Source organism: Nocardia sp. BMG51109 (assembly GCF_000526215.1).
In the GTDB taxonomy this organism is placed as follows: domain Bacteria; phylum Actinomycetota; class Actinomycetes; order Mycobacteriales; family Mycobacteriaceae; genus Nocardia.
Genome location: NZ_JAFQ01000004.1, coordinates 5,299,026 through 5,316,028, shown reverse-complemented (window position 1 = coordinate 5,316,028; position 17,003 = coordinate 5,299,026). Strand labels below are relative to the sequence as shown.

Genomic DNA, 17,003 nt, shown 5'->3' with positions numbered 1-17,003 from the left:
TCGCCACCGCCGGCCGCCCGGGCCGTGGCGCGGTTGCGGGCAGGTGGCCGAACCGCTCCGGCCGGCCCCGCCGCGGCCGGGTACCGCCGAATATTCGCCGGCGGCATCGGATTCGATCAGCCCGGGTCCACGCGGAAGCAGACCAGGCCATCGGCCGCGGCCTCGAACGCGTCGGAATCACCGGGCGGCCGCACCGCACCGGTCCGCAGGAAGAACTCGACACCCCGCGGCACCTGCACCGGGAACTCGCGCACCACCGGCCGCCGCTCCTCCGGCCCGACCTCGACGAGCGCGACCCGCCGCTCATCTTTACCGCGCGCCAGCAGCCCCCAGCCGGACACCCGCGCGTTCTTCACCCAGCCGGTCGGCCCGACCGACAAGATGTACTGCTTACCCTCCACCACGAACGGCGACACCGGCGTGGTGAACATCTTCCCGGACTTCCGCCCCGGCACCGTCAGCAGATGAAACGTGAAGAACGCGATCCCCCGCCGCTGCAGGAAGATGACCACCCGGTTCAGATACTTCAACCATCCCGGCAGCAATGCGACGGAACCCTGTGTACCACCACTCATGTCGAGCCCTCCACCCGGTCGTCCTCCCGACGGCACAACGGTACGCCGCACCGCCGGAACCCACCACGTTTCCGCTCACCGCACCGGAGCACCCCGGGTTCATCGGCGGGTTACCCGGGAACCACAACCACCACAGGCAGCTTCAGGTCCGAGGCCGGACGGCCCGGGACCGCTCAGCCGGCCTCGCGCAGCGGGTGGAATTCGACACTCAGCCGTACCTCCAGCGCCTGAGCAATGCGCTCCAGGACGGGGATCGTCGGCATCGTCCCGCCGCCCTCCAGGCGCGCCACCGCGGGCTGCTTCAGACCGGCCCACTCAGCCAGCTCGGCCTGCGTCAGACCGAGTTGCCGCCGACGCTCCCGTACGGCTTCACCCACCTCGAAGCGGATACGTGCGGCCTCGTAGGCACCACTGGCACCGGGATGTGACAGCGCCTCGGCACGCAACTCGGCCCAACTCTTATGTGCACCCATCGAATCCACTCCTCCGCCCCGACCGGACGGACGCCGGTCGCACCGTCGCGCTTCCGAACGCCGGCGGTCGGTCGGTCCCGGCTCGCCGGGCAGCGCTGCGCCTGTGACCACGGGATCGCCCCGGCGCAGCACGGTCTCCCCGCAGTCGTTGCCGACTGGGTCGAACCGCTGTAGTCCACCGGCCGTAAGCACCCATCTTATAACATGAATGTTATATCGTCTGCGGTTCCGCGCTCGGCAGATCGGGGATCAGTTCAGCCAGGTGCGGGCGGTGGTGGTGGCCGCGCGGACCTCGTTCAGTTGCTCGGCGACCTGTTCGCCGGCGGTGCCGCCGCGGGCGTTGCGCGACGCGATGGAGCCCTCGACCGTCAGCACCTCGCGGACCTTCGGGGTGAGGGCCGGGTCGACGGCGGCGAACTCCTCGTCGGTGAGTTCGTCCAGGCCCACGCCGCGGGATTCGGCGGCGCGGACGCAGGCGCCGGCGGCCTCGTGCGCGACGCGGAACGGAACCCCCTGGCGGACCAGCCATTCGGCGATATCGGTGGCCAAGGTGTAACCGGCGGGGGCCAATTCGGCCATGCGGCCGGTGTGGAAGGTCAGGGTCGAGACCGAACCGGCGACGGCCGGCAGCAGCATCTCCAGTTGCGCCACCGAATCGAACAGCGGCTCCTTGTCCTCCTGCAGATCCCGGTTGTAGGCCAGCGGTTGCGCCTTCAGGGTGGCGAGCAGGCCGGTGAGGTTGCCGATCAGCCGCCCCGACTTGCCGCGGGTCAGCTCCGCGACGTCGGGGTTCTTCTTCTGCGGCATGATCGACGACCCGGTGGACCAGGCGTCGGCGAGGGTGATGTAGCCGAATTCCGGTGTGCTCCAGATGATCACCTCCTCGGCCAGCCGGGACAGATCGACCGCGATCATGGTCAGCACGAAGGCGGCCTCCGCGGCGAAGTCCCGCGACGAGGTGGCGTCGATCGAATTGGCCGCGGCGGCATCGAAATCCAGTTCGGCCGCGATCGCGTCCGGATCCAGGCCGAGCGACGAACCGGCCAGCGCCCCCGAACCGTACGGAGACACCGCGGCCCGCTTGTCGAAATCGCGGAGCCGGTCGACGTCGCGCAGCAACGGATGCGCATGCGCCAGCAGCTGATGGGCGAGCAACACCGGCTGCGCGGCCTGCAGATGCGTCTTGCCCGGCAGCACCGCGCCCGGATGCGCGGCGGCCTGACCGGCCAGCGCGTCCACCACGTCCAGCACACCCGCCGCGACCCGACGCACCGCGTCCCGCAACCACATCCGGAACAGGGTGGCCACCTGGTCGTTGCGCGACCGCCCGGCGCGCAGCCGGCCGCCGAGCTCGGCGCCGGCCCGCTCGATCAGACCGCGCTCCAGCGCCCCGTGCACGTCCTCATCGGATTCGGCGGGCCCGAACGCGCCCGATTCCACGTCGGCGGCAAGGCGATCCAGCCCGGCGAGCATGCCGGCCAGGTCGCCGTCGGACAGCAGCCCCGCCTTGTGCAGCACCCGCGCGTGCGCCTTGGACGCGCGAATGTCGTAGGGCGCCAGCGCCCAGTCGAACTGGGTCGACTTGCTCAGCGCGGCCATCGCCGCGGCCGGGCCGGACGAGAACCGCCCACCCCACAGCGCGCCCTCGTTGGTGCCGCCTGCCTGGCTCATCGGTCGTCGTCTCCTAGTGTCGCTGTCATGAGTACGTGTCGGTCGATCTCGGCGCGGGCGTCGGCGGGCACCTCGCGGCCGTACCGGGCCAGCACGGCGGACGGCTCCGTTCCGGACACCGACCAGCCGCGGCCGGCGAACCAGTCCCGCGGATCGGTGCGGCCCTCCCACGAGTACCACAGGTTTTCCAGGTCGATCCGCACACCGGCCTCCGCCAGCGCCCGGCCCCGCGCGGCGCGCAGTTCCCGCACCGCCGCCGAGTCCTCGCGCTGGTCCAGGCCGATGTTCAGCGCGGCCCGGCTGCCCGGCGCGCTCAGTGCCGCGGCGTCGTCCAGCAGGCGGTCCTGCGCGTCGGCCGGCAGGTAACGCAGCAGCCCCTCGGCCAGCCACGCCGTCGGCGCGTCCACGTCGAACCCGTTGTCCCGCAATGCCTTCGGCCAGTCGTGCCGCAGATCCACCGGAATACCGCGCACCTCGGCGCCGGGCCGCTCACCGGCCAGCACCCGGGACTTGAACTCCAGCACCTTCGGCTGATCCAGCTCGAAAACCACGGTGCCGGAGGGCCATTCGATCCGGTAGGCGCGGGCGTCCAGCCCGGAGGCCAGGATCACGATCTGCCGGACGCCTTCGGCCGCGGCCACGCGGAAGTAATCGTCGAAGTACACGGTGCGGGCGATCAGCGCGGCGGCCATCGGCCGGTTCAGCCGGTCGTTCTCCGGCGTGGCGGCGTGCACCTCGCCGCGCAGGATCCGGCTCCAGCCCGAGCCGACCGCATCCACCAGCCGCTCCGCGTAGGGATCGCGGAACAGCCCGTCCGGCCGGCGTGTCTCGACCGCCCGCATCGCCGCGACACCCACGGCGGTAGCACCCACGCTCTCGGTGATGTCCCAGCTGTCGTCATCGCTACGCACCGGACGACCTCCTCGTTCCCTGCCGAACCATGCCTCGCCGGGCGGGCGGTTCGCCGCGCCCGGCCGACTCTGCGACCACCGTAGTCCCGGCGCTGTGTGCCGGGTTCCGCACTGCCCCGACACGCGAGGCACCACCGGCCGGCACTCGCCCGGTCCACGGATTCGCGATCGCCGCCCCGGCGGCACGGCGCACCACGAGCCCTCGCGTCACGGTCGCACCCGGGCCGCCTGTCGACGGTGCCGATCCATCGGAGCACGGCTACCGCGCCTCATCACGACGCAGCTTCGCGGCCATGGCCGATGAGGCTTCGTGCACCGACGGCCGCACGGCAATCGCCGGTCCGGGGCCGGGCCCGACCTCCGATCCTGCCTGCGACGACCGGAACACGGCGGACCCGCGCCGGCCGCCCACACGATATCGAGTGCCCGGCACAGGCCGTCCCTCGCGGGATTCTCCGGCGCACCCCGCGGTCGCTACTTCTTACCCAGATCCCGGCGCGCGGCGACCTTCGACGACAGGCCGTGGATCTGCACGAAGCCCTTGGCGAGCGACTGGTCGAAGGAATCGCCCTCGTCGTAGGTGGCGAGGTTGAAGTCGTAGAGCGACTCCTCGCTGCGGCGGCCGTTGACGACCACGGTGCCGCCGTGCAGCACCATCCGGATCTGCCCGGACACGTGCTCCTGGGTGTCGCGCACGAACGCGTCCAGCGCGCGCTTGAGCGGGGAGAACCACAGGCCGTCGTAGACCAGCTCGCCCCAGCGCTGCTCCACCTGGCGCTTGTACCGGCCCAGCTCGCGCTCGACGGTGACCGCCTCCAGCTCCTGGTGCGCGGCGATCAGCGCGATGGCGCCCGGGGCCTCGTAGATCTCGCGGCTCTTGATGCCGACCAGGCGGTCCTCGACCATGTCCAGCCGGCCCACGCCCTGGCGCCCGGCGCGCCGGTTCAGCTCGGTGATCGCCTCCAGCACGCTGACCGGGCGGCCGTCGATGGCCACCGGCACGCCCTTGTCGAAGGTGACGATCAGCTCGTCGGGCGCCTCGAAGTTGACCGTCGGGTCCACCGTGTAGTCGTAGACGTCCTTGGTCGGCGCGTTCCACAGGTCCTCGAGGAAGCCGGTCTCGACCGCGCGGCCCCACAGGTTCTGGTCGATGGAGAACGGCGACTTCTTGGTGACCGTGATCGGCAGGCTGTTCTCCTCGGCGAAGGCGATGGCCTTCTCGCGGGTCCAGGCGTAGTCGCGCACCGGCGCGATCACGTTCAGGTCGGGGGCCAGCGCGCCGATGCCGACCTCGAAGCGGACCTGGTCGTTGCCCTTGCCGGTGCAGCCGTGCGCGACGGTGCCTGCGCCGTGGTACTCGGCGGCCTCGACCAGATGCTTGACGATGAGCGGGCGGCTGATCGCCGACACCAGCGGGTAGCGGCCCATGTAGAGCGCGTTGGCCTGCACGGTCGGCAGGCAGTACTCGTCGGCGAACTCGTCGCGCGCGTCCACCACGATGGCCTCGACCGCGCCGCAGTCGATCGCCCGCTTGCGCACGAGCTCCATATCCTCGCCACCCTGGCCCAGGTCGATCGCGACCGCGACCACCTCGGCCCCGGTCTCCTTGCCGATCCAGCTGATGGCGACGGAGGTGTCCAGCCCGCCGGAATAGGCGAGTACGACGCGATCGGCCATATCTGTAGCTCCTCGAGGTTTCGTGCGTGTGCAAGTCTGGTGCCCGATCCCCGGGCCGGGTGACGGTGCGCGGCCTCCGCCGGGGCGGCCCTCCGTATGCAAATGATTATGCATGATGGTGCAATCCCATTCATCACCGGGGTACGCACGACCGGACCGCCGGTCGTCCCGGCTCCGAGCACGGCCGACAGAAGACACCGTACGGTCGGTTGCCCACCGGATGCCGGCGATCGTGACACGAGGCGGGGACACGCCGTGCAATCACGACAAATGTGGCGGAATCCCCTGGGAGTCAAGGGTTTACCAGCCGTCGCGGGCCCGCTGTGTCACGCTGAGGGAAATACGGACCGGGCAGGCAGAAGGGCGGGCGCATGTATTCGACGTTTGCGGAGTACTTCGGCATGATCGGCCGGGACGTGCTGAGCATCGGCGAGGCCGTGATCGGCCTCATCCAGCACATCATCGGCATCGGCGGGCAGGGGCCGGGCGGCCACGGAGCCTATCCGCCGGGACAGTATCCCCTCGCGTAACCGCGTCAGCCGAAGCCGACGCGGTCCAGCCAGAAGTCGAAAAGGTCACGATCGCCGAGGATTTCGACGCCCGCGGCGTCCGGGGTGAGGCGGCGGTAGATCAGCAGGAGCAGATCGGTGAGCGGGCCGCGAACGGCAACCGCGGCCCGTTCGTGCACGCGGCGCCAGGTGATCACCGCACCGGTCAGGTCGACCACCCATTCGGCGTTCAGGTCCGGTGGGGTATCGGTCGCGTGGAAGTGCAGGGTACGGCCGGGCCCCAGCAATTCCCTGGTCCGGGGGTTGTGCTCGAGCATCATCGGCAGCGAGCCGAGTTCGAGCCATTCGTCGAAGGCATCCGTGGCGACCCGCGGATCGGCGGTGAACTCCGCGCCGAGGGCGAGGGTGGCGTCGGCACGATGGATCAGGGTCTCGTGGGTGAACCGGCGCGCGTAGAAGTCCACGATCCCCACCGCCGGAACCGGGGTCCAGACCGACGCTCCGGGTCCGGCCCCGCGCAGCGCCGACGCCAGCTTCTCGGCCCCCTCGGCCAGCCAGGGGTCGAGCTCGCTCGGATTCCCCTCGAGATCCTCGGAAAAGGTGCGGAAGGCGAATTCGTCCTCCGGCATCGGCTCCTGGACGCGGGCGGACACGGCGGCGGCGGCCCAGCGTTGCGCGCCACCGAGATGCCGCAGCAGCTGCCACACGACCCAACCGGGACAGGACGGGACCGGAGTCGTGAGATCCGCCCCTGGCAGTATCGACCGCACCGCGTCGGTCTGGGCGACTATCTCGGTGCAATATCTGTCGAATTCGAGCGTCACGCGGTCACTCTGGCACATCCGATCGCACAGTGCCGCCGACATGCAATCGCACAGTGCCGCCGACATGCAATCGCATGGTGCCGCCGACTTGCGCGGGCCGCTCCGCTCAGGCCAGCTGCTCGATCTTGGCGGCCAGTTCCGCGCCGGTCAGTGGTTCGCGGGCGATGACGGCGATGGTGTCGTCGCCGGCGATCGTGCCGACCACCTCCGGCAGGGCCGCGCGATCGAGGGCGCTGGCCAGGAAGTGCGCGGCGCCCGGCGGGGTGCGCAGCACCGCGATGTTGCCGCTGTGATCGGTGGACACCAGCAGATCGCCGAGCAGCTTCGACAGCCGCCCGGTGCCGCCGGTGACGCCGCGCACCGGGCTGCCGTCCTCGGGCACCACATAGATGCCGGCGCCGCCGTCGGCGGCGCGCAGCTTCACCGCGCCCAGTTCGTCGAGGTCGCGCGACAGCGTGGCCTGGGTGGTCTCGATGCCCTCGGCGGACAGCAGCGCGGCCAGTTCGCTCTGGCTGCGCACCGCGTTGGCGGACAACAGTTCCACGATCCGCTGCTGGCGACCGGCCCGGGTGCGCGCGATCACGGGCCCCGGCTCGGGCGAGCCGGACCTGCCCACCGTGCTCACGCCGCCCGCCCGCCGGACCGCCGGGCCAGTAACCACACCAGCAGCGCCTTCTGCGCGTGCAGCCGGTTCTCGGCCTCGTCCCACACCACGCTGTGCGGGCCGTCCAGCACGTCGTCGGTGATCTCCTCGCCGCGATGCGCCGGAAGGCAGTGCAGCACAACGGCATCGGGGGCGGCGCGGGCCAGCAGCTCGCCGGTGACCTGGAACGGCCGGAACGGACCGAGCCGATCGCGCCCGTCGTTCTCCTGGCCCATCGAGGTCCAGGTGTCGGTCGCCAGCGCGTCGGCGCCCGCGACGGCCGCCGCCGGATCGTCGGTCACGGTGATCGCCGCGCCGGTCTCCGCGGCGCGCTTCCGGGCGGCCTCGAGCACCCAATCGGCCGGTTCGAATCCGGCCGGCGCGGCGATGGTCACGTTCAGCCCGGCCGTCACGCCGCCCAGCAGCAGCGAGTGCGCCATATTGTTGGCGCCGTCGCCGAGGTAGGTGAGCGTGCGGCCGGCCAGCGGCCCCTTGTGCTCGGTGAGCGTCAGCAGATCCGCCAGCACCTGGCACGGGTGGAATTCGTTCGACAGCGCGTTGACCACCGGAACCGTTGCGGCGGAAACCATCTCGTCCAGTCGGCGCTGTTCGAAGGTGCGCCACACCACGGCCTCCACGTAGCGCGACAGCACGCGGCCGGTATCGGCCAGCGTCTCCTCCCGGCCCAGCTGGGTGTCGCGGCCGCCCACGACCACCGCGTGGCCGCCGAGCTGCGCGATGCCCACCTCGAACGAGAATCGGGTTCGGGTGGAGTTCTTCTCGAAGATCACCCCGACCCCGCGCGGCCCCTCCAGCGGCCGGTGCGCGAACGGCGACTTCTTCACCTCCGCGGCCAGCGCGAGGATCTCGGCCTGTTCGGCGGGCGACACGTCGTCGTCCCGCAGGAAATGACGGATGCTCACTGGTCCCTCTTCTCCTGTGCCGAAGCCGTGGCGGTACTCCCGGCGCCCTGCGCGGTGACGCCGGCTTCCGTCTCCGGGCCCGTCGCTCGCACCGCGGAGTCGAGGATCCCGGGCAGGTCGGCCAGGAAGTTCTCGGCCTGCGTCTCGGTGAGCACGAGCGGGGGCGCCAACCGGATCACGTCCGGCTTGGCCGGGTTCACCAGATAGCCGGCGGCCCGGGCCGATTCCTCCACCCGCGCCGAAACATCTTGCGTCAGTTGAATTCCGATCAGCAATCCCGCGCCGCGCACGTGATCGACCAGCGGATGCCCGAGGTCGCCGATGCCGTCGATCAGCGTCTTGCCCACGGCCTCCACCTGGGCGAGCAGATCGGTCTCGTCGAGGGTGCGCAGCACCGCCAGCGCGGCCGCCGCGCACACCGGATTGCCGCCGAAGGTGGTGCCGTGCAGCCCCGGGGTGAACAGCTCGGCCGCGGGTCCCTGGGCGAGCACCGCGCCGATCGGCAGCCCGCCGCCCAGGCCCTTGGCCAGGGTGATCACGTCGGGCACGATGCCCGCCGCGCGATGCGCGAAGAACTGGCCGGTGCGCCCGACACCGGTCTGCACCTCGTCCAGGATCAGCAGCGCACCCCGCTCCGCGGTGACCGCGCGGGCCTTGGCCAGGTAGTCCGGCGGCGGCACCACCACCCCGCTCTCGCCCATGATCGGCTCCAGGACCACCGCCGCGGTCTCCTCGTCGACCGCCGCCTCCAGCGCCAGCGGGTCCCCGTACGGAATGTGCACCACGCCCGCCGGCAGCGGTTCGAACGGCGTCCGCTTGGACGGCTGCCCGGTCAGCGCGAGGGCGCCCATGGTGCGGCCGTGGAACGCGTCGTCGCAGGCGATGATCTTGCGCCGCCCGGTCAGCCGGGCGATCTTGAATGCCGCCTCGACGGCCTCGGCGCCGGAATTGCAGAAGAACGCGCGCCCGTTCCGGCCGCCGAACTGCGCCAGCAGCCGCTCCGCCAGCTCGATCGCCGGTTCGCTGGCATACAGATTCGAGACGTGCCCGAGCGTGCCCAGCTGCTGGGTGACCGCCTCCAGGATCGCCGGATGCGCGTGGCCGAGGCTGTTGACGGCGATGCCGCCGACGAAGTCCACGTACCGCGTGTCCTCGGCGTCGTAGACCACCGCCCCGGCGCCGCGCACCAGCGCCACCTTCGGGGTGCCGTAGTTGTTCATCAGCGCGGACGACCAGCGCTGCCGCAATTCCTCTGTGCTCATGGTGTTGTCGTTTCCGTCTCGGGTGGGGTCACCATCGTTCCGATGCCTTCCCCGGTGAACAGTTCCAGCAGAACCGAGTGCGGCACCCGGCCATCGATCACGTGCGCGGTCGGCACGCCGCCCTGTACGGCGCGCAGGCACGCCTCCATCTTCGGGACCATGCCCTCGTCCAGGCGGGGCAGCAGCGCCGCCAGCGCGTCGGCATCGATCCGGCTGGTCAGCGACGACCGGTCGGGCCACCGCGTATACAGCCCCTCGACATCGGTGAGCACGACCAGCTTCTCCGCGCCGATCTCCTCGGCCAGCGCCGCCGCCGCGGTGTCGGCGTTGATGTTGTGCACCACGCCGTCGGTGTCGGGGGCGATGGTCGACACCACCGGAATGCGGCCCGCCCGAATGAGATCCAGCACCGCGTCCGGATTCACCGAGGTGACGTCGCCGACCAGCCCGATATCGGTGGCGACCCCCTCGACGTTCACCGTGCGCCGGGTCGCGGTGAACAGCCCCGCGTCCTCGCCGGAGATGCCGACCGCGTAGGGGCCGTGCGCGTTGATCAGCCCGACCAGCTCGCGACCGACCTGACCGAACAGCACCATGCGCACGACCTCCATCACCTCGGGCGTGGTGACGCGGAAGCCGCCGCGGAACTCGCCCTGCAAGCCGAGCTTGCGCAGCATGGCGCTGATCTGCGGGCCGCCGCCGTGCACCACCACCGGATGCACGCCGACGGTGCGCAGAAACGCCATATCGGCGGCGAACGCCTCCTCGAGATTGTCGTCGACCATGGCGTTGCCGCCGAATTTCACGACGACGATCTTGTCGCGGAACTTCTGCAGCCACGGCAGCGCACCGGCGAGCACGTGCGCCTTGTCCAGCGCCGACAGGTTCGCCGTCGCCGACGAATGTTCCACTGCTTCCCCGATACTCATGAGCTGTAGGCCGAATTCTCTTCCACGTACCCGTACGACAGATCGGTCGTGCGGACGGTCGCCGTGCCCGCGCCCAGCCCGAGATCGGCCACCACGTGGATGTCCGGACCCGACAGATCCACCTCGCGGGCGCCCTCCGCACCGAAGCCGTTGGCGCACACCGGACTTCCGTTGAACGACACCGAAACCCGGTCGGGCTCCAGGGCGATCGGCGCGATGCCGAGCGCGGCCAGCACCCGGCCCCAGTTCGGGTCGGAACCGAAGAACGCGCACTTGACCAGGCTGTCGCGGGCGACCGCGCGGGCGCCCGCCAGCGCCTCGTCCTCGCTGACGGCGCCGGTCACGGTGATCCGTACCCGCTTGGTCACCCCCTCGGCGTCGGCCATCAGCTGCTCGGCCAGGTCCTCGCACACCGACAGCACGGCGGCGTCGAGCTCGTCCTGGCCGGGCGTCACGGCACTGGCGCCGTTGGCCAGCAGCAGCACGGTGTCGTTGGTGGAGCAGGAGCCGTCGACGTCGAGCCGTTCGAAGGTGAGCCGGCTCGCGTGGCGCAGCGCCCGATCCAGTTGTTCCGGGGTGGCGACGGCGTCGGTGGTCAGCACCACCAGCATGGTGGCCAGCGACGGCGCCAGCATGCCCGCGCCCTTGGCCATGCCGCCGACGTTCCACTTGTCGCGGTGATGGAACGCGGCTTCCTTCGGCACGGTGTCGGTGGTCATGATCGCGTGCGCCGCGTCGGTCCCGCCGTTCAGCCCGCCGCCCATCTCGTGCACGATCTCCGTCACACCGGGCAGCACCTTGTCCATCGGCAGCCGGTCACCGATCAAACCGGTTGAGCAGACGGCGATCTCGCCCGCGCCGGTCTCGGTGCCCCAGTTGCTCAATGCCGTGGCGAGCTGTTCCGCGGTGGCGTGCGTGTCCTGGAAGCCGCCCGGGCCGGTGCACGCGTTGGCGCCGCCGGAGTTGAGGACGACCGCGCGCAGGTGGCCGCCCTTCAGCACCTGCTCCGACCACAGCACCGGGGCGGCCTTCACCTTGTTGCGGGTGAATACCCCGGCCGCCGAGTACTCCGGGCCCTCGCTGAAAACCAGTGCGAGGTCCGGCTTTCCGCTCGCCTTGATCCCGGCGGCGATACCGGCGGCGCGGAAGCCGAGCGGGGCGGTCACGCCCTGGGTGCGGACGATTTTGCCGTCGGGGCTGCCGGTCGCGCCGTTCGCCGCCGTATCGGTCGATGTCACGGTGCCACTCCTACGGTGGAAAGTCCGGCGGTCTCGTCGAGACCGAGTGCCAGGTTCATCGATTGCACCGCGGCGCCCGCGGTGCCCTTGGCCAGATTGTCGACCGCGCCGATCACCACCAGCAGGCCGGCGTCGGCGTCCACGGTCACCTGCAGGGTCACCGCGTTGGAGCCGAGGACCGAACCGGTCTGCGGCAGTGCGCCTTCCGGCAGCAGGTGCACGAAAGGCTCGTCGGCGTAGGCCTTCTCGTAGACGGCACGGGCCTGCGCGGCGTCGACGCGGACCGGTGCCGTGCAGGTGGCGAGGATGCCGCGCGGCATCGGCGCCAGCACGGGGGTGAACGACACCCGGACGTCCACACCGGCGGCGGCCGTCAGGTTCTGCGCGATCTCCGGGGTGTGCCGGTGCGCGCCCGCGATGCCGTAGGCACGCGCCGAACCCATCACCTCCGCACCGAGCAGGCCCACGTCGAGCTTGCGGCCCGCCCCCGACGCTCCGCTCACGGCCACGACGTTGACGGACGGCTCGACGATCCCCGCCGCCACCGCCGGGGCCAGCGCCAGGCTCGCCACGGTCGGGTAGCAGCCCGGCACCGCGATCCGGGTGGCGCCGCGCAGCTTCTCGCGACCGCCCGGCAGCTCCGGCAGCCCGTACGGCCAACTGCCGGCGTGCGGCGTCCTGTAGTACTTCTCCCACGCCCGCGCATCGGTCAGCCGGAAGTCGGCGCCGCAGTCGATGATCACAGTCGATTCCGGCAGCGCCTCGGCAAGGGCCGCCGACCGGCCGTGCGGCAGGCCGAGGAACACGACATCGTGGCCGGCCAGGACGTCGGGGGTGGTCTCGGCGAGCACCCGGTCGGCCAGCGGGAGCAGATGCGGCTGCGACTCGCCGAGCGTCGTGCCGGCGTTCGACCCGGCGGTCAGCGCCCCGATCTCGAGGCGCCCGGTTCGGTACTCCGGATGCCCGAGCAGCAGGCGCAGCACCTCGCCGCCCGCATACCCGCTCGCACCGGCCACCGCGACCCGCAGCGCGGGCCCACCCGAGGTATCCGTCATGTGATGATTATGCATGATCATGCAAGCTCATTCAGAGCCGGGTGCGGGGCAATGTCGCCGGTTCGCCCGATGAACCAGTCGCCACCAGGGGAAATCCCGACGACCACGGGAATGCGGGCCACGCGCTGTCTCCCACCCGGATACGACCCACGCTCCGGATCCAACCCCGCACCCGCGCCGCAGCCGGGACTCGCGCCGACGACCCGGCACACCCATGAGCACGCCCCCGCCCTCCAGCATGCCGCGGAACACCTCCGGCAGCCGCTGTTTCTCGACCGCCCCGACCTCGCCCGGCAGCCGCGCTCCACCCCGGACGTCGGTCGTGCCGGCATGTTCGCGACCGGGATCACCGCCGGACAGCCGAACTCAGGTACACGCCGGAACAACAGAGGGATTCGCCACCACGAAATCCGCGCGGATACCGAAACGCACCGAGGTCGAACAACCCGAGCGCAGGACCGGCGGTAGCCGTCCGATGCCGCACACCGGCCCACTCCGCCCGGGCAACGATCGGCAGTTACTAGTTGGTAACTTGAAGTTTCACGGGAAACGCCAAGCAGCACAGCATAATTCACACTGCAGAGCACAACCGAACGTGCCGGGCAACTCCGGTACGGTCACACATCCCCGGATAGTACTCACCACAGGAACACGAAGTTGATAAGCGCGCATATCATTACTACCCTCGTCGATACGTCCGGCAAGCAACCACCGGGAGGCACCCGTGTCCGTCATCGACACCCGAGCAGACCTTCTGACCCTGATCATCACCATGCACGTCCAACCGCACAACTGCGATGCCCTGCTCGATGAAATCCGGCGCACCACAGCGGATTTCATCTCCCAGCAGCCCGGCTTCGTCTCGGCCAACCTGCACCGCGCCGCCGACTCGACGCGCCTCGTGAACTACGGCCAGTGGGCGAGCGAGGAACTGTACGCGCGGGCACGGGCACGGCCGGAGTTCGAATCCTTCTCCGCCCGCGTGGCCGAACTCGCCGACCGCATCGATCCGGTCGCCTGCTCGGTCGTGTTCACCCAGGAACGATCGGCAGGCAGCTGAGGCCCCACCGGTTCCGAGCCGGCGGCCGCCCCGAAGCAGGAACACACCCGGACGGGTAATTCTCCGTGCGCACGCTTCCACCGTCGCCCGGCGCGCTCGAGGCCCGGAAGCCTTTCGCGCAGCGCGGATCCCGGCCACACGCATGCCGGGACAGCGGCACGCACGCAGTTCCCGGACGCGATACGCCGGAGCGCCACGGCCTCGTCGGCGCAGGCCGCCGTCGCGAGCCGGATCTCGCCGATACCGCCCGAACCGGTCCGCGCGGCCGGGCGAGACGGCCCGGAAAGGCGGCCTAGAAGTACGTGTGCAGCAGGTCGACCACGCGTGGACGGGCGGCGTCGGCGTCATCGATCACCGGGATCAGCCGCCACTTGTCGAAAGCCGTGCACGGATGCGAGAGACCGAGCCGCACGACGCTCCCGACGGGCACGTCCCCGCCCTCGGGCAGCCGCAGGAAGGCGTGCTGATCGTTGAGCGCCGATACGTGCGATCCCGGCGGCACCTCGGCGGAGCCCGAAAACCGTTGCGGCACCGGCAGTCCCTGGTCGAACGGCACATCCCGCTTGCCGGCGTCCAGCAGTGCCAGACCGGACTCCGGCCGCGACACCACGCGCGCCCAGGCGTGCATCGCCGGGCGCAGCCCACGCCCGGCACGCGGCGCGGACAGCGGTGAGATGCCGGCGTAGAAGCCGTCGTCGTGGATGAGATAACAGCCCGACCGCAGCACCACCGTCGCCGGAACACCGTGCGTCCCTTGCCCGTCCGCGATCGCCGACAGCTCCTCGACCACCAGGTCCGGATAGGCGCTGCCGCCGGCCGTGACGATCGCGGGCCGCTCGTAGCGATCGGACAGGGCACGATGCAGCCGGACCATGTCGCGGAGATAGCCGCGCACGGCGGTCACGGAGCCGGCGGAACGGTCGTGCGCCAGCGCCGCCTCGTACCCACCGACTCCCGCCAGCACGAGCCGCGGCGAATTCCGCACCGCGGCCGCAACGGTGAGCGCCTCCTCGACGGTCCGCGCGCCGGTCCGCCCGGGCGAACCGCCCAGCTCCACGAGCACGGGGATCCGCGCGTCCGCGGGCAGGTGCCGCTGCATCCATTCGACGGTCGTCACGCTGTCCGCCCAGCAGACCAGCTCGAAGCCCGGGTCCCGCCGCGATTCGCCTGCCACCCACCGCAATCCGGCCGGATCGACCAGCGCGTTGGCGAGCAGGATGCGGGACACCCCGAACGAGCGCGCCACCTGTGCCTGCCACGCGGTGGCGAGGGTGATGCCCCAGGCTCCGGCCGCGAGCTGCTCGGACCACAGCTGCGGTGACATGGTGGTCTTACCGTGCGGGGCCAGCCGCGCGCCCGCGCCCGCCGACCACTCGGCCATCACCGCCAGATTCCGGTCCAGTGCGGCCCGCTCGATGGCCAGGACGGGTGTCGCGAAATCGTCCAGATACGGTGTGGTGGAAAGGAACTCGCGCACAGTCCGCCCCCAGGCGGCGGCCGGCAGCGACTTGAACTCCGGCCCCAGCACTCGGTCGTGCAGCGCCGCCACCGCGCCGGTATCGATTCCGGGCGCCCGCGTCTCCTGGAACGGAGCGGCCACTACGCCGTCGGTGGAATCCATTGCCGGGCAACTCCCTCCACTGCGTCACGGGTGCCGGTCCACGCCGGCACCACACCGGTTTCGCGTCGGGCGTCAGGCGTCCGCGAGGATACCGAGCGCTTGCTCCGAGGTGTAGAACGGCTCCAGCCGCTCCCGGATCAGCTTGGCCAGCACACCGCCCTGCTTGGCGGCCTCGATCACGGCCGGACCGTAGGCGAGGATCTCCTCGGCGATATCGTCCGGCGACACACCCAGTTCCGGCAGCAGCCCCGCCAGCGTGTGGTCGCCGTACTTGTCGAAGAACACCTCCACCGACTCGTCCAGCAGCAGCCCGACGTACTCCTTGTTGCGCGTGGTCACGACGATACGGTGCACGATCAGCACCAGTTCGCGCAGGTCGGCCCGGGTGAGGTAGTCGCGCAGGCCGCTCACCGGCTCGTCCGCGTGCACGTCCCAGAACTCCATCGCGGCGCCGTGCACCGGGGCGTCGCGCAGGGTCTCGCGGATCGCGTTCGTCACCCGCCGCAGCGCGTACAGCGTGCCCTTCGCGGCCAGATCACTCACCCGGCTGCCCTCGGCGGCCTTGCGCGCGGTCTTCACCGCGGACTGCCCGATCGACATCAGCGAATTCACGCCCGGGACCTTGCCCGCGATCTTCTTGTTCGCCTCGAGAATGTCGTCGAGCAGCATGTCGGTGAACTTCGCGGCCACCGGGCCCGCCGTCGGCGCGTCACCGAGCCGGTCCAGCAGGCGTTCCTGGGCGCCGTGCATCGCGACGAGCTTCTCCACCAGCGCCTCCACCGGTTCGCGCTCCACCACGTCACCGAGGGTGTAGTCGTGGTTGTCGGCGATGTGGTCGTAGAGGGCGTCGGACAGCACCCCGACCAGATCCCGCACGAGCGGGCCGTCGCTGCGGTCGACCACCTTGCGGACGGTCCGTTTGGCGTCCTCGAGCGTCACCGCGTCACGGAACACGATGGTGTCGGCCACGCCGATCACCTGCTCGACGTCGCGGGCGACCACCTCGGCGAAACGCTCACCGGAGACCTCGCCGACGAGGAACTCCACCTGCGCGTCGAGCAGCCGCTCGGCGATCTCCCGCGGCTCGGTCATCGCATCCACCCTCAATCCGTTCCCGGCCCGCTCAGCCGGAATCGTTGCGGCGCACCGACTTCCGGATCCGGTCCAAGCGTTCGCGCGCGGCCTCGTCCCGCGCCTCCCATTGTTCTTCGACACTGCGGCCCGCCGGCGTCTGCGAGGACAGCTCGCTCATTCCCTGCGCGGTACCGAAGCGCCGCTCGACCTTATCCCGAACCGAGTCGAAAGTCGGGACACCGGATTCGGAGTAGCCGCCGATGCCCGCGGTACCGGTGGGCGGTACGGGTACACCGACTGCCGGTGCCACCAGCCCAGATGTCTCAGACAGCGGGGAGGCATCCGGGCCGCCCGTGGTGGACGTCACAGCCGGTCCGGACGGCACATGACCTGCGCGGGCGGCCAGCTCGGCCGCGACCAGGTGCAGTTGTTCCAGCGCCGGCCGTCCGGTGGTCGCGGCCGCCACGACGGCCAGCAGGTCCTCGTCCGGCAATCCCGCCAGCAGGGCCGCCATATCACTGGTATCCGACATGAGTCCAGGCTACGCAGGAATCCGCG

General features: G+C 70.8%; 17 protein-coding genes. 2 read left to right on the top strand and 15 right to left on the bottom strand.

Annotated elements, in window-relative coordinates:
- Positions 1-116 precede the first annotated feature (116 nt).
- From D892_RS0125485 to D892_RS0125465, 5 genes are all read right to left on the bottom strand, one after another.
- A complete protein-coding gene (locus D892_RS0125485) occupies positions 117-575 on the bottom strand; it encodes a hypothetical protein (protein WP_036567478.1) in 459 nt (152 codons plus the stop codon).
- A 173-nt stretch (positions 576-748) separates the two neighbouring features.
- Complete coding sequence (locus D892_RS0125480; RefSeq protein ID WP_024803944.1) at positions 749-1,048, bottom strand: helix-turn-helix domain-containing protein; 300 nt, start codon at positions 1,046-1,048, stop codon at positions 749-751.
- A 249-nt stretch (positions 1,049-1,297) separates the two neighbouring features.
- Positions 1,298-2,719, bottom strand: a complete 1,422-nt coding sequence (gene argH / locus D892_RS0125475; RefSeq protein WP_024803943.1) for an argininosuccinate lyase — start codon at positions 2,717-2,719, stop codon at positions 1,298-1,300.
- Positions 2,716-3,630, bottom strand: a complete 915-nt coding sequence (locus tag D892_RS0125470) for an SAM-dependent methyltransferase (RefSeq protein WP_024803942.1) — start codon at positions 3,628-3,630, stop codon at positions 2,716-2,718. Before D892_RS0125470 ends, argH begins: the two co-directional genes overlap by 4 nt.
- Before the next feature lie 474 nt (positions 3,631-4,104).
- A complete protein-coding gene (locus tag D892_RS0125465) occupies positions 4,105-5,307 on the bottom strand; it encodes an argininosuccinate synthase (RefSeq protein WP_024803941.1) in 1,203 nt (400 codons plus the stop codon).
- A gap of 371 nt (positions 5,308-5,678) precedes the next feature.
- On the opposite strand from D892_RS0125465, the gene D892_RS47010 reads away from it, so the two are divergent.
- Entirely contained in the window at positions 5,679-5,837 is a 159-nt protein-coding gene (locus tag D892_RS47010; protein ID WP_156959674.1) for a hypothetical protein, read from the top strand.
- Between the two features lie 5 nt (positions 5,838-5,842).
- Here D892_RS47010 and D892_RS0125455 read toward each other — a convergent pair whose 3' ends face one another.
- The 7 genes from D892_RS0125455 to argC form a co-directional block, all read right to left on the bottom strand.
- Positions 5,843-6,640, bottom strand: coding sequence for a maleylpyruvate isomerase family mycothiol-dependent enzyme (locus D892_RS0125455; protein ID WP_232236168.1), 798 nt, complete (start codon positions 6,638-6,640; stop codon positions 5,843-5,845).
- A gap of 106 nt (positions 6,641-6,746) precedes the next feature.
- Entirely contained in the window at positions 6,747-7,256 is a 510-nt protein-coding gene (locus D892_RS0125450; protein WP_051499885.1) for an arginine repressor, read from the bottom strand.
- Between the two features lie 5 nt (positions 7,257-7,261).
- The gene (gene argF / locus D892_RS0125445; RefSeq protein ID WP_024803938.1) at positions 7,262-8,206 is read right to left on the bottom strand and encodes an ornithine carbamoyltransferase; all 945 of its coding nucleotides are present in this window, start codon (positions 8,204-8,206) and stop codon (positions 7,262-7,264) included.
- Positions 8,203-9,468 carry an acetylornithine transaminase gene (locus tag D892_RS0125440; protein ID WP_024803937.1) on the bottom strand — a complete coding sequence of 422 codons (1,266 nt, stop codon included), beginning with the start codon at positions 9,466-9,468 and terminating at the stop codon, positions 8,203-8,205. The genes argF and D892_RS0125440 overlap by 4 nt, the downstream gene beginning before the upstream one ends.
- Positions 9,465-10,397: an acetylglutamate kinase gene (gene argB, locus D892_RS0125435; protein WP_036567474.1), complete on the bottom strand. Its 933-nt coding sequence runs from the start codon at positions 10,395-10,397 to the stop codon at positions 9,465-9,467. The genes D892_RS0125440 and argB overlap by 4 nt, the downstream gene beginning before the upstream one ends.
- Positions 10,394-11,635 carry a bifunctional glutamate N-acetyltransferase/amino-acid acetyltransferase ArgJ gene (gene argJ, locus D892_RS0125430; protein ID WP_024803935.1) on the bottom strand — a complete coding sequence of 414 codons (1,242 nt, stop codon included), beginning with the start codon at positions 11,633-11,635 and terminating at the stop codon, positions 10,394-10,396. The genes argB and argJ overlap by 4 nt, the downstream gene beginning before the upstream one ends.
- Complete coding sequence (gene argC, locus D892_RS0125425) at positions 11,632-12,690, bottom strand: N-acetyl-gamma-glutamyl-phosphate reductase (RefSeq protein ID WP_024803934.1); 1,059 nt, start codon at positions 12,688-12,690, stop codon at positions 11,632-11,634. Before argC ends, argJ begins: the two co-directional genes overlap by 4 nt.
- A 724-nt stretch (positions 12,691-13,414) precedes the next feature.
- Here argC and D892_RS42125 point away from each other — a divergent pair.
- The gene (locus tag D892_RS42125) at positions 13,415-13,750 is read left to right on the top strand and encodes a putative quinol monooxygenase (RefSeq protein ID WP_024803933.1); all 336 of its coding nucleotides are present in this window, start codon (positions 13,415-13,417) and stop codon (positions 13,748-13,750) included.
- Between the two features lie 292 nt (positions 13,751-14,042).
- Here the strand turns inward: D892_RS42125 and D892_RS0125415 are convergent, their stop codons facing one another.
- The 3 genes from D892_RS0125415 to D892_RS47935 all read right to left on the bottom strand — a co-directional run bounded on the left by D892_RS0125415 (position 14,043) and on the right by D892_RS47935 (position 16,977).
- Entirely contained in the window at positions 14,043-15,371 is a 1,329-nt protein-coding gene (locus D892_RS0125415) for an alanine racemase (RefSeq protein WP_051499167.1), read from the bottom strand.
- Positions 15,372-15,443: 72 nt separating this feature from the next.
- Entirely contained in the window at positions 15,444-16,463 is a 1,020-nt protein-coding gene (locus D892_RS0125410; protein ID WP_024803931.1) for a hypothetical protein, read from the bottom strand.
- Positions 16,464-16,494: 31 nt separating this feature from the next.
- Complete coding sequence (locus tag D892_RS47935) at positions 16,495-16,977, bottom strand: PspA/IM30 family protein (RefSeq protein WP_024803930.1); 483 nt, start codon at positions 16,975-16,977, stop codon at positions 16,495-16,497.
- Between the last annotated feature and the right edge of the window lie 26 nt (positions 16,978-17,003).